Raw genomic sequence first — 21597 nt, 5'->3', positions numbered from 1 at the left:
ATCATTCTGAGGGCTTTTTTTAGCTAGTAATAATATTTATTTAGTCAACAGTACGGTAAAACTCTTAATCAATCAAAACGGCTACCAGAATTTTTGTTAAAATAACCTATTTTTCATTTTTTAAAGGTGTTTAATTCAACAATTTTGCATATTAACATGCCTATACTTTATTTATATTTTAGTTTGATAGGATTTACAAAATATTGGATGAATATAAGTCTGAATAATAATTTGTCAACAGATACACAAAAATAGACTTCCTCTTGTCAACTTTTCTTGACTAACTCATAGCCATTTTCAATCTTCGCTTTATCTAATTTCCATCTTCCTTAAATACTATTGATAAATTGTCTATCTTATTATTATAAGTATCTAAAACATAGCTTTCTATGTCACTTTCTAAACTCTTCGTAAGATTGGATTTAAGCTCTATGGTTAACACGTTTTTAATTTGTTTTTCATTACTAGCTACTTCTGAATTCATATATAATTTTTTAATATCAAGTGGAAAGTTTGTTTTTATTATTTTGTTTTTTTCAATAATGAAGTCCTCTAGAGTCTGGGGGTCTTCCTTGACGGACGGTCTCACAGAAGTTTCTGAGTCAATCAGCTGTCGAATTAAATGTTCTAATTCTTTTCCAGATAAACTATCTGTTTCAGTAATTTGTTTAATATTTAAATCCATATTACCTAGATGATACTCTGGTAATTTATTCTGTAAACTTTGTAATTTAGTATCATTGATACTTGTATCTGATAATGTTAAATGAATTGTCTTTTTTTCTTTTGAGATTTTCTTTTCTAAAATCAGTGAGTCTTTTAATTCACTTTCAATAAATCGATTTAAATTATTTTCATTTAATGAATCTTTGACCATTGACGAAGCCGTATAAATACTAGGTATAATGATAATAATCGTCAAGATAATGAACATTGTATTTGTTGATTTCTTTTTTATTGAATCAATCTGCTTATCATGTTTTGCTTCAAAAATATAAACAGTTATAAATGTCGAAAGACTGATGAAAAAGATATTAATAACAAACAAATAGAACGCACCAAAAATATAAGTCATACTCTGAATTGAAATAGCATATCCCAATGTACAAAGAGGCGGCATAAGTGCTGTAGCAATAGCAACTCCAGGAACAATATTATTAGCAGTTTTTTTCTTAAACCCTATTACACCAGCTACTCCTCCTGTAAAAGCAATCACAACATCCCAGATTGTAGGATTTGTTCTGGCTATTATTTCACTACTTGCATAAGTAAGTGGTGAGAAAGAAAAATATAGCGTTGAAACAACTAGACTGACAATTACTTGTAGCGCTAGTAAGGTTATTGATTTTCTTAAAATGGAAGTGTCTTGAAAAGCCAAACTAATTCCTATCCCTATCACAGAAGTCATTAGAGGAGAAATAAGCATTGCTCCTATAACAATTGGTGTCGAATTCATATTCAAACCAATAGATGCAATAAAAATAGAACAAATTAGAATAATAATATCCTCGATGTTAAAATGTAATTCACTATTAATTTTCACTAAAAATGGATTATCTTTTTTATTGTATGTATTCATGTTCTCATCCTTGTATATTATATTTAAGGTTTTTATCTTTCGATTTTTAGTAGGAAACCTTATGGACCTGTTGTTATTTATTAATCTATATTTTCTCAATTATTTGAGAAAATATAGATTAACGGATTGAGGGGTATGTTAAAAACTTATTTTGTATAACACTTATATCAAGTGGTTATAATAAGTATAACATCTTATTTTTAACTATGCATAACGTGATTTATGTTAATCAATTATGTATTTTGATTGAAATTTAAAACCATGATATAATAAAGGTGCGAAAACGTTAGAAGTTTCGAGTGCAAGTTTCATAGCACAAAAGCCCCAACCATTGCGAGTGGTTAGGGCTTTTTTTTCGCTTTGCGACTAAGCGTGTGGGTTGATTAGCATTAGCCTTTAATTATCGTCTTGCTTTTCCAACCAGTAAGCAAACAGTTCAAGAACTGCCCCAACAATGATTGGTGCGATAATTAACGTTAGAAGTTTTTCAACCATGCAAGTTTCACCTCCAAACCTATAATAGCTTTGGTAGGCTAAGTGCCATTAATTAATATAGCATAATTTTTCTAACATTTTATACTATCTTTTATGACCACAACAAAAGTGGTAGCATGTTGTTATGATTTGTTACAGGAGGTTTATGATGAAAAGTATTAAAGAAATGGCTGATATGCTTGATGTTTCAAAAATGACTGTATCAAGATACGTCAAAACAATTGGTGCAACAGAAGTGACTAAAAATGGACAAACGTTACTGTATGATGATGCGGTTGTAAACCTTGTTATGAAAGGTTTATCTAAAAATAAAGACCAAAACGCCGAAATAAATGATGTTGCAGTTGATTTTAAAGCTCAATATATTAAAAGCCTTGAAGATTCTAATCATTTTTTGCAAAAGGAAGTAAAAGATAAAAATAAACAATTGAGGTCAAAAGATGAGCAGATTAATTCACTTCAAACAATTCTAAACCAACAACAACAATTACTACTTTACGAGCAACAAAAGAATACAAAATTACTCGAAGAAAACATAGACACTAAAAAATGGTGGCAGTGGTGGAAATAAACTCGCTTTTTATTCTTGTCATTTACTACTGATTTCCACTCTAGGGTTGTTAGGGTTTACCCTGACCGTCTGAAAGACGTTTTACTTATCTGAATAAGGTTTTTAATCAAATGAGCTTAAATAGCTCTTTTTTTGCGTTTTAAGGCTGTTGAATGATTTCTTTGGAGAAATGGGTTAGGTTTTAGCAAAGGAGCGTATAGCGACTGCTGCAAGTTCAATGTGAGAGTGGTTTTCTCTCACTCCTTTTTATATATTTTCATAGTACGCATAGATCATTTTAACAAAATAAAGAAAAAGTTTTGGTGGGAAAATATATCCCCTCTTTTATAATCTCTTTTAAACCTCTTTTAAACCTCTTTTAGACCTTGTTTAATCCTTACTCCCCCAATGGATACAGAATATTTATAAGTACATTTTGTCTGTTTTAAGTCTTTACTTAAAGTACTTGAACTTGTAATATGTACTTTATAAATATTATATTAATGTGAGGTGCGTTTATGGTTAATGAATTAGTTAAACATCATACAGAATTAAATACTATTCCTTTGAGAAAGTTTACCCCTGTTCAAATGAATTTATTTTTTTCAATTATCTCTAGAATGCGTGATAAGGGGCAAAATAAAGTAACCTTCTCTTTTAGCCAACTTAAAGAATTAAGTGATTATAAAGCAACTGCCAATAATCGTTTTATTGATGACTTAGAAGAAACGTATGACAAATTAATGGATTTGAGATTTGGTCGTAGAAGCGCCTCTGGTTTGAGACGTGAGCGTTTCGTTTTATTTAGCTCATTCGACATTAATGGAGAAGCAGATTCCCCTTATGCTGAAATTCAAATACATGAAAAAGCTATTCCTTTACTCAATGACTTAGACGAATGGGTTCGTTATTCTCTTCAACAGTTTAATGACCTACAAAGCAGTTATTCAAAAACCATGTTTCGATTGTTAAAACAATTTCGAACAACGGGCTATGCATATTTCTCTAAAGAAGATTTTTTTGAGCTTTTAGATATTCCTAAAAGTTATTTGAAAGAACCTGCTAATCTTGATAAAAGAGTCTTAAAGCCTATTAAAGACGAATTAACTCCATTATTTCGCGGTCTTACCATTCGTAAGAAATATGGTAAAGGACGTGGGAAACCTGTTGTTGGTTACCAATTTGCTTTTAAACCAGAAAATAAAAATGCTAATGACTTTTCTAAAGGAGAACGCGAAGACTTACGACAAAAAATATTTAATATCGAACACAATGGTGATCTTTCTCAAGAAGAAAAATGGGTCGCAAAAGATAAAGTATTAGGTTTAAAAATTGGCACACATGAGTCAGATTTTTACGCTCAGAAACAAAAAGAATTTGAAAAAATTGAAGAAGAAAAACTTCGAAAAGATATTTTAGATGATTTAAAAAGTGGTTTCCATTAATCAGAAAACTATTTCGAACAACACGACAAAGTAGAAAAACTTCTCCATACTTTTGGAAAAGTTTTTTATTTTTTTTTTTTTGAAAAACTAATTTTTCAATTGAAATGATTTAGGATAATTCTTTTATTGATAAAAAATAGTGTATGTCAAAGGTGGTTAAAAGGTGTGTTAAAGGTGTGTCAAAGGTGTGTTAAAGGTGGTTAAAAGGTGTGTCAAAGGTGTGTTAAAACAGTGCAAACGAGAAAAAATCATGTTACATCGGAAACGTTGATACTATCAACCCAACAGCTTGCCTGTTGGCAGTTTCCCTTATGCTCTTAAACGCAAAATTGGCCAAAAGTAAGATGACTAATGATTGAATGACTCATCTATAAAAAAATAAGTCAAAAAAAAATGACGTTTTAGATTTAAAAATCGACACACATGAGTTAAATTTTCACGTTCAGAAATAAAAAGAATTTGAAAAAGTTGAAAAAGAAATCGTTAGAAAAAACAGTTTGAATCATTTAAAAAGAGAATTCCGTTAATCAGAAAATTATTTTTTGAATTCAAAAAAGTATCGAGCAGCGCGACAAAAAAATAAACACTTTTCCTTACTTTTGGAAAAGTGTTTTTATTTTTTCAGCGGTCTTAGGTGCAACCTAACAAGCTTAAAAAAATTCAATTTTTGGGTTTGTCATGACAAACCCGTTGCTTGCCTTATTGATTTTTTGGCAATACTTGATTTTTAGTCTGGTCTCTTTTTTAATTTTTTTCACCAAACTTTTTTTAATACACGTGATTTTTTTTCATTTGTCACACCAGTTGTTTTTCAAAAAAGACAACAGTTTTTCTCTCTCTTTTTTCTTTTTGTTCGCAGGCTTTTAAAAATTTTTTTAATTTTTTTGTTTTACTTGGTGACATCTTTTTTATTTTTTTCATCTAATCAATCAACAAAAAATAACACGAAACAAAAAAAATGATTGGGTGTCTTTCACTATCTCGAAAAAAAAAGAATCGCCACTTGATGGGATTCTTTTTTGACTGTTTATGTAGACCAATTGGCATTCACAATCTCGCGAACTGAATCCGTTGGTAGGTATGATACTTCTTAAAAGCGAGATTATGTTAATCAACGAGATAAATAACTATTTCTTACTTCTGTTTCATCAATCTCAATCCATTAAGTGTTACTAATAAAGTTGCTCCCATATCTGCAACAATAGCAATCCAAAGTGATAACCATCCTGGAATAATTAGCAATAAAGCTAAGAATTTAATGCTTAAAGAGAAAGTAATATTTTGTTTTATAATTTTTAATGTTTTTCGACTAAGATTAACAATAAACGGTAACTTTTGTAAATCATCACCCATTAAGGCAACATCAGCTGTTTCTAAAGCAGTGTCCGTTCCAGCCCCACCCATTGCAATCCCAACAGTTGCTGATGCTAACGCAGGAGCATCATTTACTCCGTCTCCTACCATAGCCACTTTTCCATACTTTTCTTTAAGCTCTTTAATATACTCTAACTTATCTTGTGGCATTAAATCACCTTTAATGTCTGTCACACCAACTTGTTCTCCAATTGATTTAGCTGTTCTGATATTGTCACCAGTTAACATAATTGTATGTTCAATACCTAACTGATGAAGCTTAGCGATTACTTCTGAACTTGACTTTCTTAATTCATCAGCAACTGCGATAATTGCCAAAATATTTTGTGCTGTTCCAAAAATCATGACGGTTTTTCCTTGCTCTTGTAACTTCTCATAATTTTTCATGACACTAGCTTGCCTAATTAATTCTGAATCAAATAATTTAGGACTTCCAACAAAATAAGTTGTACCTTGATAATCACCTTTAATTCCTTTACCAGTTACTGATTTAAAATTCATAATATCGATCATTTGATAGTTTGACTCTCTTCTATCAGCTTCTTTAAGAATGGCTGAAGCTAAAGGATGTTGAGAAAGTATTTCTAACGCTGAAATGATAGATAAGTACTGATTTTCTTGATTTGTGTCACTTACAACAAAGTCTGTTACAGAAGGCGTTCCTTTGGTTAAAGTCCCTGTTTTATCAAAAGCGATTGCTTTTAATCCTCCGATTTCTTCGAGATAAATACCTCCTTTTACCAGCACACCATTTTTAGCTGAATTTCCAATAGCTGAAACGATTGAAACAGGTGTTGAGATAACTAATGAACAAGGACAACCAACTACTAATAGTGATAAACCCTGGTACAACCACTTATTCCAATCACCACCAAAAAACAATGGTGGAATAATGATAATTAAAGCCGAAATAGCCATGATAGAAGGGGTATAGTATTTAGCAAAGTTATCAACGAATGCTTGTGCAGGTGCTCGTTCTCCTTGTGCTTCTTCCACTAAATGAATGATTTTAGCAATGGTTGTATCATTAACATGTTTAGTCACTTCCACTTCTAAAATCCCCTCTCCATTTAAAGTACCTGCAAAAATTTCGTCCTTATTTTGTTTTTCAATTGGAACAGACTCACCCGTTATTGCTGCTTGATTAACAGCAGAATGTCCTTTAATGACTACCCCATCCATAGCTATTTTTTGCCCTGGTTTAATAACCATAATATCTCCTATTTGAATATCAGAAACATTTATCATTTTTTCTTCGTTATTTCTTCTAATCAAAGCTTCTTTTGGTGCTATATCCATTAACGAACGAATAGATTGTCTTGCTTTATCCATTGAAAATCGTTCAAGGGCTTCACTAACAGCGAATAAGATAACTACAATAGAACCTTCAGCCCATTCACCTATAATTGATGCGCCTATAATTGCTATTGTCATTAAAACTTCCATTGAAAAGTTTAATTTAAGTAAATCCTTAATTCCTTCTGTAAATAAACTAAATCCACCAATAACGATAGCTGATATAAATAAGCTTTTAGTTATGATATCATTCTCGCCTGCAGTAGCTCTAAAATAAAAAGCTATGGCTATTAATATTACTGAAATAACTAATGTCCAATTACGTTTCAAGAAAGAATCTTTCTGTTCCCCTTCAGATTCTTGATTGTCCTCATCTTGAATAATTAGATTTTCAAAAGCTCCAGCAGACTTAATTTCTTGAATGGAAGATGTTCCCTCAACTTTAATTTTTCCAGCACCAAAGTTTACTTTTGCATCTGTTACACCTTCAATACTTTTAACATTTTTTTCAAATTTAGCAGCACAATTCGTACAGCTTAATCCCTCTACTCGATATGTTTTACTAGAAGTTTCTTTACTCATATCTATCACCCTTTTCTAGTTGTTTTCCAAAATTTATCAATTCAACAATCCTATCATCAGAACTAAAATAATAAACTAATTTGCCTATTTTTTTACTATCTACAACACCTAATTTTTTTAATGATTGCAAATGATGTGATGTATTTGCCATAGTTGCTCCAATAATATTGGCTACGTCACATACACATAGTTGATCTTCATAAGCTAAAGCATGTAATATTTTGAATCTATTTTCATCTGATAAAATTTTAAATAAAGAACTTAGATCTTTGCTATTAGTATTTTTTAATCTCTCTTTTGAATTAGTTACTTGCTCCTCATGAATACAAGTAATCTCACATATTTCATTTGTCACGTTTATTCCTCCAAAATCACTCATTCAAGTTCATACTTGATTATATATAAACAGATTGTAATAATCAAGTACAAGTTTGATTGTATTTGATTTCACTAGGTATAATTTGATTTATGTTAACTCTACAAAATACTTAAAGCCTTCAGTATAATTCTGAAGGCTTTCCTTTTATATTTTTTTTAATTCTCTTAAATGAAATTTAATATGACTTTCAATAAATGTTGCTATAGTAAAATAACTATGATCATAACCTATTTCTCTTTTATATGTTACGTCTCTATCAACATTTTTAGCAGCAGATAAAAATGCCTCTTCATCTAATTGTAACTCATAGAAGTTATCATCTGTACCTTGTGTTATTAATATCGGAACATTATTTTTGGTTGATTTTTTTATAATTTCTGTAGCATCCCATTCTTTCCATGCTGACTTATCATTTCCTAAATAAGAGGAGAAGGCTTTTTTCCCCCAAGGAACGTTGCTTGGATTAGATATTGGAGCAAATGCTGAGATAGAAACAAATCGGTTTGGATTTCTTAGCCCAAGTACTAATGCACCATGACCTCCCATTGAATGTCCCATAATGCTTTCTTTTCCTGAGAAATTTGGAATTAAAGTGTACACAATTTCAGGAAGTTCTTTAGTTAGATAATCATACATTTGAAAATTTTCTTTCCATGGTTCTAAAGTAGCATTTATATAAAAACTAGCTCCCTGTCCTAAATCCCAGTCATCACTATCAGCAACATTGCCTCTAGGTGATGTATCTGGCATAATAAATGCAACGTTTTGCTCAGAAGCATATTTCTGAAATGCTCCTTTTTGACTAAAATTATCATCTGTACAAGTTAAACCTGCCAACCACCAAATAAGTGGAACTGTTTCAGTTTCTGATTTAGATTCTGGTAAAAATAAACTAAATATCATTTCACATTTCAAAATTTTTGAAGTATGCTGATATTTAATTTGCTTTCCACCAAAAGAAGTATGAATTTCCAATATTTTCAAGTCCATACATCTAATCTCCATAAGTTAACATAGTTCGAATTGATTCACCGTTATGCAGTAACTTAAATGATTCATTAATTTGTGAGAAACTTAGTCTATGTGTAATAAACGAATCTAAATCAATCTTTCCATCCATAAATTCTTCAACCATGCCAGGTAATTGGGTTCGACCTTTCACTCCTCCAAAAGCAGAGCCTTTCCATACACGTCCTGTTACTAATTGGAATGGGCGCGTGTGAATCTCTTTTCCTGCTCCAGCAACTCCAATAATAATACTCTCTCCCCATCCTTTATGGCATGATTCTAATGCAGATCGCATTACTTCAACATTTCCAATGCATTCGAAACTATAGTCTACACCTCCATCTGTCATTTCAACTATTACTTCTTGTATTGATTTTTCATAATCTTTAGGATTTACAAAGTCAGTAGCTCCCATCTTTTTCGCTAATTCCCATTTATCAGGATTCGTATCGACTGCAATAATACATTGAGCATTAACTTTCTTTAAACCTTGAATAACTGCAAGACCAATAGCTCCTAAACCAAATACAGCAGTAATAGCCCCTTCTTCGACTTTTGCTGTATTTTCAACTGCACCTATACCTGTTGTAACACCACAACCTAGCAATCCAACTTTTTCTAATGGTGCATTTTCATTTATTTTCACTAAATTAATTTCGTTTACTACTGTATACTCACTAAAAGTACTGGTACCCATGTAATGATAAATTGGTTCACCGTTATATGAAAAACGAGTTGTACCATCAGGCATTACTCCTTTTCCTTGTGATTCTCTTACAGCAGAACATAAATTTGTTTTTCCAGATAAACAAAATTTACATTTACCACATTCTGCTGTGTATAAAGGTATAACGTGATCTCCTTCTTTAACTGATGTAACACCAGAACCAACTTTTACAACGACTCCAGCTCCCTCATGTCCTAACACAACAGGAAATACACCTTCAGGATCTTCACCTGATAAAGTATAAGCATCTGTATGGCAGACAGATGTATACAATATTTTAACCATAACTTCATTTTCTTTTGGATCTTCCACATCAATCTCTACAATTTCTAATGGTCTATTTGGACCAAATGCAACAGCAGCTCTACTTTTCATAACTATTCTCCATCCATTTTCATAATTAGATTACTCATCTATCTTATTTATTAAAATCCTTTTTGTACGTTATTGCTTATTATATAAACAATGACAAAAAAAGCAATACTGATGTTTTTGACACTATAGATTTTAATTGATATAATTTCTAAAAATATAAATCAAAAACAATAATGAGGTTCCTTTTATGTATAATTACAATGAAAAATATTTTGTCAATACTAAGGATTTAGCTATGTCTGTTATTGGCGGAAAATATAAAATAGCAATTGTCTGGTCTTTGTTACAAAAACCTATATTACGATTAAGCGAAATAGAAAAGATGCTGCCAGATATTAATCAAAGAATGATTATTAGGCAGTTACGTGAACTAGAAAAAGACAACATAGTTAAACGAACTGTATACCCTGTAGTTCCTCCAAAAGTTGAATACCAACTAACAGATATTGGAATGGAATTATTACCAATAGTCGATAATATATGTGCATGGGGTGATAAGTTTTGGAATAGTATTAAGTAATAAAAAAATATGTAAACAATGGATTTTGATTGTTATTTAGAATCATGATATAATAAATATGCGAAAACAAGAAGATTTGCTAGTATATCTAGCACAAAAGCCACTACCTTTACAGAGGTAGTGGCTTCAGAGTGAAGACAAACCAATTACTCATTAAGAGTAATTGGTTTGTCTTTTTTATATTCTATGATTAATGTAGGTAAAAAATTAAAAATAGAGCCCTCTAGGTCTCTTAATTTAAGCATTTTTGCTAATTTTTTTATATTAAGACATGCGAAATAAGCCCAATTTTCATGTGCATTTTTTCTTTGCCTATTAAGTTGGTATAACGTAATCCATGAAATTCATTGGCTGTTCCAAATAACCTCTCAATCGTCTGTTTACGATTATTATAGATAGATTTCATTCCAATGGAATGACGTATGTCCTCACATCGTTCCATATCATCTTCCCATAAATGACGTTGAACTTATTTTCTCTTATCCTTTGATTGCGTACATTTATTTATTAAAGAACACGTCATACAATCGTGAGGGTTACTTTTATATTCTCGATAACCATCTCGATTAGTTGTCGTATAAGTTAATGTTTTCATATTGGGACAAATAGATTGATCATAGTATTTGTCATAAACATAATCATATTTTTTGAAAAAACCTTTCTTGGTCATGGGTCTCTTATATGGAAAGATAGGTGTTAAGTTATCTTGAAATAACAAATGGGCAATACCTGGTGTCTTGTAGCCTGCATCCATCACTAATTTATTCAGAGTGAAATGACTTTTTAATTTATTGTAAATAGAGATAAAAGTACGACTATCATGTTGATTACCTGGATGCGTTGTATATCCTAAAACCCATCCGTTTTTATCACATGCCACTTGTGTGGCATAGGCAAAGACTTGTTTATGTTCTCCTTTATGAAACCAGCCACTGTCAGCATCGTTTTTACTAATTTTTTTAACCTTTGTATTTGTCTCACTTTTTTCTTTTCTTTTTAAGGGCTTTTTTAATTGTTTTTCTCTATCGATTTCAACTTCTTTTTGAAGTGATTTTACATAAAATAATGTGTCTTCAGTTATTTCTTTGCTTTCATACTTTTTATTATTTGCATGTGCTTTAATATGAGTCCCATCAATAAATATCTCAGACGTATCAACTAAATGAGCTTCTATACACTGCGCTAAAATACCATAAAAAATTTGTTCAAAGATATCTGTTCCTTTAAATCTTCTTGAGTCATTTTTACCAAAAGTTGAAAAGTGAGGGACTGAGTCTTGGATATCTAAACCTAAAAACCATCTGTAAGCCATATTTACTTCGACTTCTTTAATCGTTTGTCTCATGCTCTTAATTCCGTATAAGTATTGTATCAAGGGAAGTTTGATTAACATAACTGAATCTAAACTAGGTCGTCCATTAGACTGATCGTATTTATCCTCAACAAGTTGATAAATAAAACTAAAATCGACGTATTTATCAATATCTCTTAGAAGATGTTCCTGTGGAACTAAGTCTTCTAATGAATAAAAACCTATTTGATTGCGTTTACTCATATCTTGCTTTTTCAACATTAATAGTCACTTCTTTCCTCTATTTTACCAAAAAAAAAGACAAAGTATCGAAATTTATCAATACTTTGTCTACAGTCTGAAGTCTCAAGGTCTTAATAAAGACCTTGAGACTTTTTTAAAAGACATTTGGTAATTCAACAGAAAAAATCATTTTATTTAAAGTATTATTTATTAAATACACAGAAACACTGCTAGGAATAACGCCGTCATCACTATAATGACAAAAAACACCATATTTAAAACTATTATTAGGATGATCTAATATATAACTTGTCGCAACTCTTTCAAAGTCATCCAACGAATAATGACTACCAATTGGTGCTGGTGAGGGAGCAGAAATGTGTTGAATAGTGATATTAGATTCTTTTATTAACTTTTTTTTTCTTATTTTAGTCTTACATAAATCAGACAAATATAGTTGGCGATAATAAAAACTATCTTTAAATAAATTATCATTTGGAACAAAATAATGAAGCTGTGGACGACTCCCACTGTTCAAATGAGCTGTGCCTGTGAATAATAAATTAGTCATATCATCTCCCTCGCTTAAACAAAATCGAAAAGGCAAAAGATGTGTTCGATGGTACATTGCTTGCATACGTTTATCACACTTTATTTTTTCACTTCTAACTTCATCAAAACCTGGTACATAAGCATTATATCTATCTTCGTCATTTCTAAAAATCGATCGATTGACTTTATTTTTTCTTTCCATTAGTATGCTACGATTAATGACAACATAAGCTCCTTGAACTCTTCCCTCTTTTAACCTAGAAGTATAAACTTTCCCTAAGTGTTTTGCTTTTTTACGAGAAAAAAATGTTTGCTTTAACTCATAAGGTTCAACCATCAAAAATTGAACACCATACTTATTAACATGTGTGTCCTCCACAGCTTGTATGCCAGTTAAACCCATCATTATATTAAACATTTTACTACTAAAACGAAATGCCCCAAAAAGTAGACTCAAAAAAAATTTACCCATTAAAAATAAAATATCACGCACAATAACTAGGCCACCTATCATCATAATAACTATACATCCATACTTAAATTGTTTTAAATCAAGTCACCTAAGTAACCTACAAATTACAACAAGATATTCTTACTATCATTTATTGTAAAAAATATCAATGATACTTAATTCAACTATATAACCAATATAAATAATAAAAACTCTAATACCAATAAAAAAAGACACACACTTTTATAATAACATTTATATATTTAAAGTGTAGACATTTCCATCTCCTATAAGATTATTACTATACTATTTATCATTAACATTACTTAGTACTAACGTATAATGTCACTAGAAAGATAAAACATTATGATAACTATTTAATTCATTCTTTTTAATTTATAAACATATCGCATTAGGACAAATTAATGAGTTAACCGAAAAATATAATATAACTGAAAGAATGAACATATTAAAATTATTCGTGAGGTACTAAAGGACTGGACTATCAAAACGTGAGATTAGAAGTTTATCTAGAGTTAAATGATTGTAATAACCTATTGCTTAATACAACCAGTTAATTAACGTTATTTAACATCATGGTATAGCAAAGATTCTTATAACAAGTCGTTCGTTTTCAGTAAAGAAAATAACTCAACTTATTACATTCCATTACAAAGGATACCAAGAAGTAGTTCTAGATTGTTTTCCTCAAGCAGTGATCAAAAAAATAGTTAAAAATCAATACACAATCTTTGAAATCAGAGCTTTTAATAATGGAATGATTCTCTGGGTTCTTAGTCAAGGTTTTCTAGTTGAAATTATTAGCCCCACTTCATTTAAGAAAAAGATAATAGATGAACTTAAGCAAATGTAACAATATTATTTATAAACACAAATAAAAATAGACTCACTTCTGATATAAGAAAGAGTCTATGTATATAAATAATCTTCTTTGCTTATATTATGAATGTCAACCTATTCGACATACCTATAGGTAAAACTGCTAAATATTTACATAATAATATTAAACGATTGATATAATCACTATCTATAACTAGAATCATCAATTTTTCTTAATATTTAATCCTAACATTTCTTTATTTGGTCATGTGGGTCACGAATCGTTGCTAATAAAATCATCGGAATCTCTTATTAATCACTTGAATTAATTCTTCACCATTTTTTATAAATATCTATGTTTTCTTTTAATTATTAAGACGTTTGATAAGATGGAGGCTTTTGTAATTCTTGATTATTCCTATCTAATGGTTGCTTCTCTTATATTTCTTTAATTAATTTATCTACAAAATTAATAAAATCATTTTTTGTTACTTCAATGTTTTTTCATTCATATGAACTTTATATTTTGAATAGTCAGTTAAACACGTTATAATTTATATACCTAAAAACTATGCTAAATATATTTTAATAAAAAGGAGAGAATTGTATGTCTAATATTTATACATCAGTTGATCAATTAATTGGAAACACTCCCTTACTTGAATTAACATCTTTGGAGGATAGCCAAAAGCTTGATGCAACAATCCTAGCTAAAATCGAATCATTTAATCCTGGTGGTTCAGTCAAAGATAGAATTGCCAAAGCTATGCTTGATGCAGCAGAAAAAGCAGGTAAATTAACAAAAGAAACAACCATCATCGAACCAACATCTGGAAATACTGGTATTGGCTTGGCTATGATGTCAGCGGCTCGTGGTTATAAATTGATTATCGTCATGCCAGAAACAATGTCTGTTGAACGCCGTCAGTTAATGAAAGCTTATGGAGCTGAATTGGTTTTAACTGAAGGAGCTAAAGGAATGAAAGGAGCTATTGCTAAAGCAGAAGAATTAGCTGAAAGTATAAAAAATAGCTTTATTCCATCACAATTTTCTAATCCCGCTAATCCTGAAATTCATTACCAAACAACTGGACCTGAAATTTGGAATGACACTGAAGGAAATGTAGATATTTTTGTTGCTGGAGTCGGAACTGGTGGGACTGTTACTGGAGTTGGAACATTCCTTAAAGAAAAAAATCCAAACGTCAAAATTGTGGCTGTTGAACCAACTGACTCTGCTGTCCTATCCACTGGAGTAGCTGGAAGCCATAAAATCCAAGGAATTGGTGCAGGCTTTATTCCATCAATTTTAGATACATCAGTTTATGATGAAATTATCACTGTATCCAATGAAGATGCTTTTGCAACTGGGCGACTATTAGCAGAACAAGAAGGTGTCCTTGCAGGTATTTCTTCAGGGGCTGTAGTATGTGCTGCAATGGAGCTAGCTAAACGAGATGAAAATAAAACTAAACATATTGTAGTATTGTTACCGGATACTGGTGAACGCTATTTATCTACACCTATGTTTACAGAATAGGAAAAATGATGAATAAGAATTACATTGGGATGGATAAAGCCGTCGAACAGGTTATTTCTGACTTTTTCGCATTGCTATTTCCAGCATTTTTTGGTTCACCTGACCAAACGATGACAACATCGACCTTTAATCATTCTCTTGAGCAGTTATTATCTTTCACTATTGAGCAAAAAAATCAAAGTGAGGTTATTGCAGCAAAATTAACACAACGTCTTTCAAACATTAAACAGTTAATTGATACAGACATTCAAGCAGCCTACCAAGGAGATCCTGCAGCAAAAAGCACCGATGAAATCATTTTGACTTATCCTGGGTTTAAGGCTATTAGCATCCATCGACTAGCTCATGAACTCTATCTGTTAGATGTTCCGATTGTGCCACGCATGTTATCTGAAAATATGCATAGTTTAACAGGGATAGATATTCATCCAGGAGCTCAAATTGGCGCGTATTTTTTCATTGATCATGGAACTGGCATCGTCATTGGAGAAACAACTGTGATAGGAGAGCATGTCAGAATTTATCAAAATGTCACCTTAGGCGTGCGTAACTTTAACATAATGGAAGATGGGTCTCTAGCAAAATATGGAAAACGACACCCGAATATTGGCAATGGTGTGGTTGTTTATGCTGGAGCAACTGTTCTTGGAGGAGACACATTTATTGGTGATAATACAGTCATTGGAAGTGGAACATGGATTACACGTTCTGTTCCTGAAAATACTGTGGTTGTAAATAAAAATTCAACTTATTAAAAAAATAACTATGAGGAAGAGACCAACTCTCCCTCATAGCTCTTTTTTGCGTTAAAAACAATTCGTTTAGAAACCACATAGTTGATGATTGTAGCCAAAACTTGTGATAAGACGGTAAAAATAAATTCATTTAGTAAATAAGCATTTCCCATATACGGACCAATTAATGGGTGGCGGAATAATAATTGTTGATAATTAATTCGTTGTAAATGAAGTACCGAAATCATTACTCTACTATACTTTTCCACAAAAAAGTAGGCAATCCCTAAATCTAACATAATCACAAAAAAACGACCTGCAATAAATTCTATAAATTGCTTCAACGAACGGGCAAATCCTAATCCTGTATTTTTAAACACAAAAAACTTGTTGGCGAAGAATGAAAAAACGATTGCCACACTTTGGGCTAACATAACTGTTATCAACACATTATCCGTCCAATTTTTAGACATAAACCGAATAAAAAAATAGATAAAAGTAGCAGTCGTTCCAAAGATACTATACCATAATAGTTCGCGTCGTTTAATCACTCTATCACCTCCAAATTTGGCTTGATTTCATAAAAAAAGAATGTCCGAAAACATTCTTTACTTAAAATAGTGCTTTAAAATACTTAATGCATTACGATCAATAACCAATTCCCCATACTCATCCAGTACATCTTTTGTAATGTTAGTTAACTGCATAAAATCATATATTTTTGAGACATCATTTTTGGCTTGATTCTTAGAAGTATTTTCAAGCAAGAAAGTTAACTGTAAATAATAAGTGTTATTATAAAAATAAAGCGATGATAACACATTTAATAACTGAATATTTTTAGCTAGCTCCACAATGTCCTCAAAGTCAGCTGCTTTAAAAACTGTTTCGTAAGTTGCACCAAACATGCTATCTTCTAAATAATTCAATTCTTCATTATCTGTTGGTTCTTCAACAGAACTTTTAGCTTCAGGAGTATTCATTTGATTTTTGAGGTAATCAACAAAACCATCTGCTTGTCCATTATCTAGTCCACTAAAGTCAGCCGTTTCATCTATTGACGCATTTTTACTGATAAACAATTCAAGTCCATCATGATTGGGTAGCACTTGGAACGTTACAGCGTCGGTCCCTTGGAACTGTTCATCCACATCCACCTCTTCTAAAATACTATAGAAGAAAGTCTCAATTTGTTTTTGGTTACCTAACAAATCTAAAAAAGTAATTCCGCGTTCTGCAAGATCATCATTTCCAATTGATACTCGAATTGTGTTCTCATTAATTCGTTCCATTTCCATACGGCTACACCCCTTTTCAAAATTATTTATATAGTTACATTGTATAGTATATTAATAAAAAGTAAAGAAAATCACCTTTATTTCGTCCATGTTCCCTACGAAAATTAAGAATTTTTAAGAAAAAAAAAGATACATTTGAACATAAGTCAAATCCATCTTCTTATAACCAGTTTCGCTATTTAATTATATTATACAAAATGATCTGTTAAATACCTGCCATCAATTGTGCTTGTTTTAACTCAATTGCTCGAACATCCCTTGGTAAGAAACGACGAATCTCATCTTCATTAAAGCCTACTTGAAGTCGTTTTTCATCAATCATAATTGGGCGACGTAATAATCCAGGATTTTGTTGAACTAATTCTAATAACTCTGGAAGTGATAACTCGTCTAAATCAACATCTAACTTTTGAAATACTTTCGAACGCGTTGATATAATTTCTTCTGTTCCATCTTCTGTCATTCGTAATATTTCCTTTAGTTCATCTTGTGTCAACGGCTCAGAAAAAATGTTGCGTTCAACAAATTCTATTTGATTTTCTTGTAGCCAAGCACGCGCTTTTCGACAAGATGTACAGCTGGGTGAAGTGTATAATTTTAACATATCTGTCACTTCCTTTCACAAGTAATAAGTAGAAAAAATTTTATTTAACTAAAATCTAGTATGTGTAAATTGTACTATAAAAAACCTATGATTACTAGGTTTTTTTTACATTATATGACTAAACTTAATATTTTTTTAGAATAACGAAATACCTTTTTAGAATATCGAGCGTATAAAAAAACACTTTATCTCATCCTTTTAGTGTGTTTCAAAACGACTTTTATATGTTTTATAACAAGACAGCCGTTTAAATCAAATTTCCTTTCGTTTTATTCCCTATTTATTCTTAATTTCTAGTATAATACACTTATGACTAAAAAATTTTACGGAGGCATGATTATTTTATGAAAACTATTTTTTCAGGTATTCAACCAAGTGGCATTCCGACCATTGGAAACTATATTGGCGCGATGAAACAATTCGTCCAACTACAAAACGACTACCATTGTTTCTTTTGTATCGTAGATGAACATGCGATTACTGTGCCACAAGATCGTTTAAAACTAAGAAAACAAATTTTACAACTAGCCTCTTTATATCTTGCTGTGGGCATTGACCCAGAAAAAGCAACTGTTTTTATCCAATCTGAGGTTTCAGCACATACAGAAGCAGCATGGATTGTACAGTGTAACACATCTCTTGGTGAATTGGAACGTATGACACAATTTAAGGATAAATCACAAAAAGTTGGTGCAACTTCCGTTAGTGCTGGTTTACTCACTTACCCACCACTAATGGTTGCCGATATTATTCTTTATAATACTGATTTAGTACCAGTAGGAGAAGATCAAAAACAACATTTAGAATTAACAAGAGATTTTGTTGAACGCTTTAATTCTCGGTACGCAGAAAATGTAAATCAACCACTTCTTGTTCTACCTGAAGTAAAAATTCCAGACAAAAATGCTGGCGGACGTGTCATGAGCTTGCAAGATCCTACTAAAAAAATGAGTAAATCAGATAGTAATAGTAAAGGATTTATCTCAATGTTAGATGAGCCCAATATTATTCGTAAAAAAATCCGTTCAGCTGTCACTGACTCGAGCGGAAAAATCGAATACGACGTAGAAAATAAACCTGGTATTTCAAATCTTTTAGTGATTTATTCTTCTTTTTCTGATTTTACAATTGATGAACTTGTTAAAAAATATACTGATACTGGGTATGCTGAATTTAAAAATGACTTAGCGGAAGTTGTGGTTTCAACACTAGAACCTATTCAAGCTCGTTATAGAGAGTTATTAAAGTCGGATGACTTGCAAACCATTTTAGATAATGGAGCAATTGAAGCATCAAAAGTGGCTAATAAAACATTACGCAAAATGAAAAATGCAGTTGGTCTAGGTCGTAAAACTAAACACTAATAACGCGTATATTTTAAGTATTTATGCTAAACTATTACTAGATGACGACTTGAAAGGGGATTTTATTTTATGTCAGATAAAACACAAATGGATACAAATACCATGTTAACTCAAAAAATGATTGAAACACGGACTATTTTAATTTATGGAGGAATCGATCAAGATTTAGCAAAAGAAGTTAGCAGTCAATTACTATTACTTTCATCATTAAATGATGAACCAATCACGATTTATATCAACAGTCAAGGTGGCCACGTTGAAGCTGGTGATACCATTCATGATATGATTAAATTTGTTAAACCGGAAGTAAAAATGGTAGGAACTGGTTGGGTAGCTAGTGCTGGAATTACCATTTTCTTAGCAGCAAAAAAAGAAAATCGCTATTCTCTTCCAAATACTCGTTTTATGATTCATCAACCAGCTGGTGGTGTTCAAGGACAAAGTACTGAAATTCAAATCGAAGCACGTGAAATTGTCAAAATGCGTGAAAGAATTAATCGTTTAATTGCAGATGCAACTGGACAAACATATGAAAAAGTTGCAGAAGATACTGACCGAAACTTTTGGATGTCAGTTGATGAAGCAAAAGATTATGGTATTGTGACAAATATCATTTCTTCTGCTAGTGATTTAGAAAAGTAACAATTTAAACTAAATAAAAGAGGCTGACTACTCATTATCATAATGAGTAGTTTTTTTATTGCCATTTATTAAAAAAATTGACGTATAATCTCTTTTAATGTCGGCAATATTAGCATTGTATGCTCTTGAACAATCGATTTAACAGAAAATTTTCCAGATACTTTTGCTTCATCCCAAACAATTTTTCCTAGTAATGGCGCATCATCTGCTACATAAACATTGACTAGATTAGGAAGTAACTTTTCTAATTCTTCAGGTGTACGGACAGTATACTCTACCCCACCACACGCCTCAGCTACTTTAGCATAGTCTATATCATGTAAATCAATCTCATAATTAGGTTGACCAGCTGATTGTTGCTCATATTCAATAAAACATTAAAATCCTTATCATATTGGAGAATTTCCCAGATTGATAAGGTATAGAAGTAGCTTCAACGATATAAGACTTCGATTACTTATCGATATACATATTAAAATGATACACATACGGTTTTATCAAATCTTTTTCAACTTCTACTTTATTAATTTCTTTTATGTTTACATAATTATCCAATACTTCCTCCATAGAAAAGTAGACAGGTTTCAATTTATAACCATTCATCAGTAGATAATACATAAAATAAACTCATTAATATATATACTCTCTATGTATCATATTTTTTAACCTTTCTTTTACTTCCGCACTTGAAAAAGATGCTTCTACAGCATTTAAATTCAATTGTTTCATCTCAGCTAATGTAAGATCAAAATAGGTTGCTAATAAAAAAAACTCATTAGTCAAATTCGTATTAGAGACTGTGCGATTATCCGTATTTATAGAACATAAAATATGATGATCTAAAAATAACCTAAAAGGGTACTCTTCCCATGTTTCTATAGCATTAGTTTGAATATTACTAGTAGGACATAATTCCAATAAGACATGCTGATTAGCACAATATTCCATTGCTTCGACACTATCTTTAATAACCACACCATGACCAATCCTCGTTGCTCCCATCTCGATTGCTTCAATCACATGTTGAATACAGCCACATTCTCCCGAGTGCAAAGTTATATTCAACTTTGATTGTGTCGCAATAGAAACAACCTCCTTGATTTGTCTATTTGATACAGCTTTCTCATCCCCAGCAAAATCAAACCCAGCAACTGGTTTATCTTTTAACTGATTAATACTATCTACAAGCTCCATATTCTTTGTTGTTTGATGGTGCCTCATAGCAGATACTAACAAGTTAACTTGTACATCAACTTCCTCCTGAGCCTTATCTATCCCTTTCATCACAGCTTGAATAATCTGCTCAACACTTAAGTTATTTCGCTGATGGAGTAGTGGAGCAAACCGAATCTCTATGTAACGAACATTTTCTTCTCCAACTTGTTTAACTAAATCATAAGCCGCTATTTCTAGATTTTCTTCATTTTGAAGTAATGCCAACACACTATCAAAGCTCTCCAAGTATTCTCTCAAATCTAGACATTTTTTAGGTGCTACGACCTTATCTAATTCCTTTAATGGAATTTTTTCTTTAATTGCTAGTTTTTTTAAAGTTTCCATTGAAATCGAACCATCTAAATGACAATGTAACTCTATTTTTGGTAATTGTTTGATTTTTTCTCTTGTTAACAAACTATTTCCCCTTTCTTATTCAGCCATGCTTGTATTTTTTGCAATTATTCATAGAATCATACTAAAATCTGTTGGT

The 21597-nt window shown here is 31.3% G+C and carries 19 protein-coding genes and 1 pseudogene; 7 read left to right on the top strand and 13 right to left on the bottom strand.

Going from position 1 to position 21597, the window contains the following annotated elements:
* Positions 1-313: 313 nt before the first annotated feature.
* Positions 314-1579, bottom strand: coding sequence for a TIGR00341 family protein (locus MN187_RS01160; protein ID WP_241699223.1), 1266 nt, complete (start codon positions 1577-1579; stop codon positions 314-316).
* 396 nt (positions 1580-1975) lie between these two features.
* Positions 1976-2074 carry a type I toxin-antitoxin system Fst family toxin gene (locus MN187_RS01155; protein WP_241699702.1) on the bottom strand — a complete coding sequence of 33 codons (99 nt, stop codon included), beginning with the start codon at positions 2072-2074 and terminating at the stop codon, positions 1976-1978.
* Between the two features lie 148 nt (positions 2075-2222).
* Between MN187_RS01155 and MN187_RS01150 the strand changes: the two genes are divergently transcribed.
* Both MN187_RS01150 and MN187_RS01145 read left to right on the top strand, forming a co-directional pair.
* Positions 2223-2645 carry a hypothetical protein gene (locus MN187_RS01150; RefSeq protein ID WP_242094045.1) on the top strand — a complete coding sequence of 141 codons (423 nt, stop codon included), beginning with the start codon at positions 2223-2225 and terminating at the stop codon, positions 2643-2645.
* A gap of 497 nt (positions 2646-3142) precedes the next feature.
* A complete protein-coding gene (locus MN187_RS01145) occupies positions 3143-4069 on the top strand; it encodes a replication initiation protein (protein WP_241699705.1) in 927 nt (308 codons plus the stop codon).
* A gap of 1134 nt (positions 4070-5203) precedes the next feature.
* Here MN187_RS01145 and MN187_RS01140 read toward each other — a convergent pair.
* The 4 genes from MN187_RS01140 to MN187_RS01125 form a co-directional block, all read right to left on the bottom strand.
* Positions 5204-7321, bottom strand: coding sequence for a heavy metal translocating P-type ATPase (locus MN187_RS01140; protein ID WP_241699698.1), 2118 nt, complete (start codon positions 7319-7321; stop codon positions 5204-5206).
* Entirely contained in the window at positions 7314-7676 is a 363-nt protein-coding gene (locus MN187_RS01135) for an ArsR/SmtB family transcription factor (RefSeq protein WP_241699697.1), read from the bottom strand. The genes MN187_RS01140 and MN187_RS01135 overlap by 8 nt, the downstream gene beginning before the upstream one ends.
* 168 nt (positions 7677-7844) lie before the next feature.
* Positions 7845-8690, bottom strand: a complete 846-nt coding sequence (gene fghA, locus MN187_RS01130) for an S-formylglutathione hydrolase (protein WP_241699696.1) — start codon at positions 8688-8690, stop codon at positions 7845-7847.
* A 4-nt stretch (positions 8691-8694) separates the two neighbouring features.
* Positions 8695-9810 (bottom strand): S-(hydroxymethyl)glutathione dehydrogenase/class III alcohol dehydrogenase, encoded by a 1116-nt coding sequence (locus MN187_RS01125; RefSeq protein ID WP_241699695.1) that lies wholly within the window; start codon positions 9808-9810, stop codon positions 8695-8697.
* Positions 9811-9997: 187 nt separating this feature from the next.
* On the opposite strand from MN187_RS01125, the gene MN187_RS01120 reads away from it, so the two are divergent.
* The gene (locus tag MN187_RS01120) at positions 9998-10330 is read left to right on the top strand and encodes a winged helix-turn-helix transcriptional regulator (RefSeq protein ID WP_241699694.1); all 333 of its coding nucleotides are present in this window, start codon (positions 9998-10000) and stop codon (positions 10328-10330) included.
* A 109-nt stretch (positions 10331-10439) separates the two neighbouring features.
* Here the strand turns inward: MN187_RS01120 and MN187_RS01115 are convergent.
* Both MN187_RS01115 and MN187_RS01110 read right to left on the bottom strand, forming a co-directional pair.
* Positions 10440-11903: pseudogene (locus MN187_RS01115) on the bottom strand (IS1182 family transposase).
* 115 nt (positions 11904-12018) lie between these two features.
* Complete coding sequence (locus MN187_RS01110; protein ID WP_117974252.1) at positions 12019-12933, bottom strand: hypothetical protein; 915 nt, start codon at positions 12931-12933, stop codon at positions 12019-12021.
* A 1381-nt stretch (positions 12934-14314) separates the two neighbouring features.
* Between MN187_RS01110 and cysK the strand changes: the two genes are divergently transcribed.
* Together cysK and epsC are read left to right on the top strand one after the other, a co-directional pair.
* Entirely contained in the window at positions 14315-15247 is a 933-nt protein-coding gene (gene cysK, locus MN187_RS01105) for a cysteine synthase A (RefSeq protein ID WP_117974243.1), read from the top strand.
* An 8-nt stretch (positions 15248-15255) separates the two neighbouring features.
* Positions 15256-16002 carry a serine O-acetyltransferase EpsC gene (epsC, locus tag MN187_RS01100; protein WP_233519220.1) on the top strand — a complete coding sequence of 249 codons (747 nt, stop codon included), beginning with the start codon at positions 15256-15258 and terminating at the stop codon, positions 16000-16002.
* An 8-nt stretch (positions 16003-16010) separates the two neighbouring features.
* Here epsC and MN187_RS01095 read toward each other — a convergent pair whose 3' ends face one another.
* From MN187_RS01095 to spxA, 3 genes are all read right to left on the bottom strand, one after another.
* Entirely contained in the window at positions 16011-16532 is a 522-nt protein-coding gene (locus MN187_RS01095; RefSeq protein ID WP_117974239.1) for a GtrA family protein, read from the bottom strand.
* 57 nt (positions 16533-16589) lie between these two features.
* On the bottom strand, positions 16590-17279 hold the full coding sequence (locus MN187_RS01090) for an adaptor protein MecA (protein ID WP_117974237.1): 690 nt from the start codon (positions 17277-17279) through the stop codon (positions 16590-16592).
* Positions 17280-17484: 205 nt separating this feature from the next.
* Positions 17485-17883, bottom strand: a complete 399-nt coding sequence (gene spxA, locus MN187_RS01085) for a transcriptional regulator SpxA (RefSeq protein ID WP_117974235.1) — start codon at positions 17881-17883, stop codon at positions 17485-17487.
* Between the two features lie 344 nt (positions 17884-18227).
* Between spxA and trpS the strand changes: the two genes are divergently transcribed.
* Both trpS and MN187_RS01075 read left to right on the top strand, forming a co-directional pair.
* Positions 18228-19247, top strand: a complete 1020-nt coding sequence (gene trpS / locus MN187_RS01080; protein ID WP_241699693.1) for a tryptophan--tRNA ligase — start codon at positions 18228-18230, stop codon at positions 19245-19247.
* Positions 19248-19316: 69 nt separating this feature from the next.
* Positions 19317-19889 carry an ATP-dependent Clp protease proteolytic subunit gene (locus MN187_RS01075; protein ID WP_117974232.1) on the top strand — a complete coding sequence of 191 codons (573 nt, stop codon included), beginning with the start codon at positions 19317-19319 and terminating at the stop codon, positions 19887-19889.
* Between the two features lie 453 nt (positions 19890-20342).
* Here the strand turns inward: MN187_RS01075 and MN187_RS01070 are convergent, their stop codons facing one another.
* Together MN187_RS01070 and add are read right to left on the bottom strand one after the other, a co-directional pair.
* Positions 20343-20507 carry a hypothetical protein gene (locus MN187_RS01070; RefSeq protein ID WP_242094043.1) on the bottom strand — a complete coding sequence of 55 codons (165 nt, stop codon included), beginning with the start codon at positions 20505-20507 and terminating at the stop codon, positions 20343-20345.
* 12 nt (positions 20508-20519) lie between these two features.
* On the bottom strand, positions 20520-21521 hold the full coding sequence (add, locus tag MN187_RS01065; RefSeq protein WP_241699691.1) for an adenosine deaminase: 1002 nt from the start codon (positions 21519-21521) through the stop codon (positions 20520-20522).
* Between the last annotated feature and the right edge of the window lie 76 nt (positions 21522-21597).

Source organism: Vagococcus sp. CY52-2, assembly GCF_022655055.1.
In the GTDB taxonomy this organism is placed as follows: Bacteria; Bacillota; Bacilli; order Lactobacillales; family Vagococcaceae; genus Vagococcus.
Note: the sequence above shows the minus strand (reverse complement) of the source record. Positions and strands in the feature narration are given on the sequence as shown.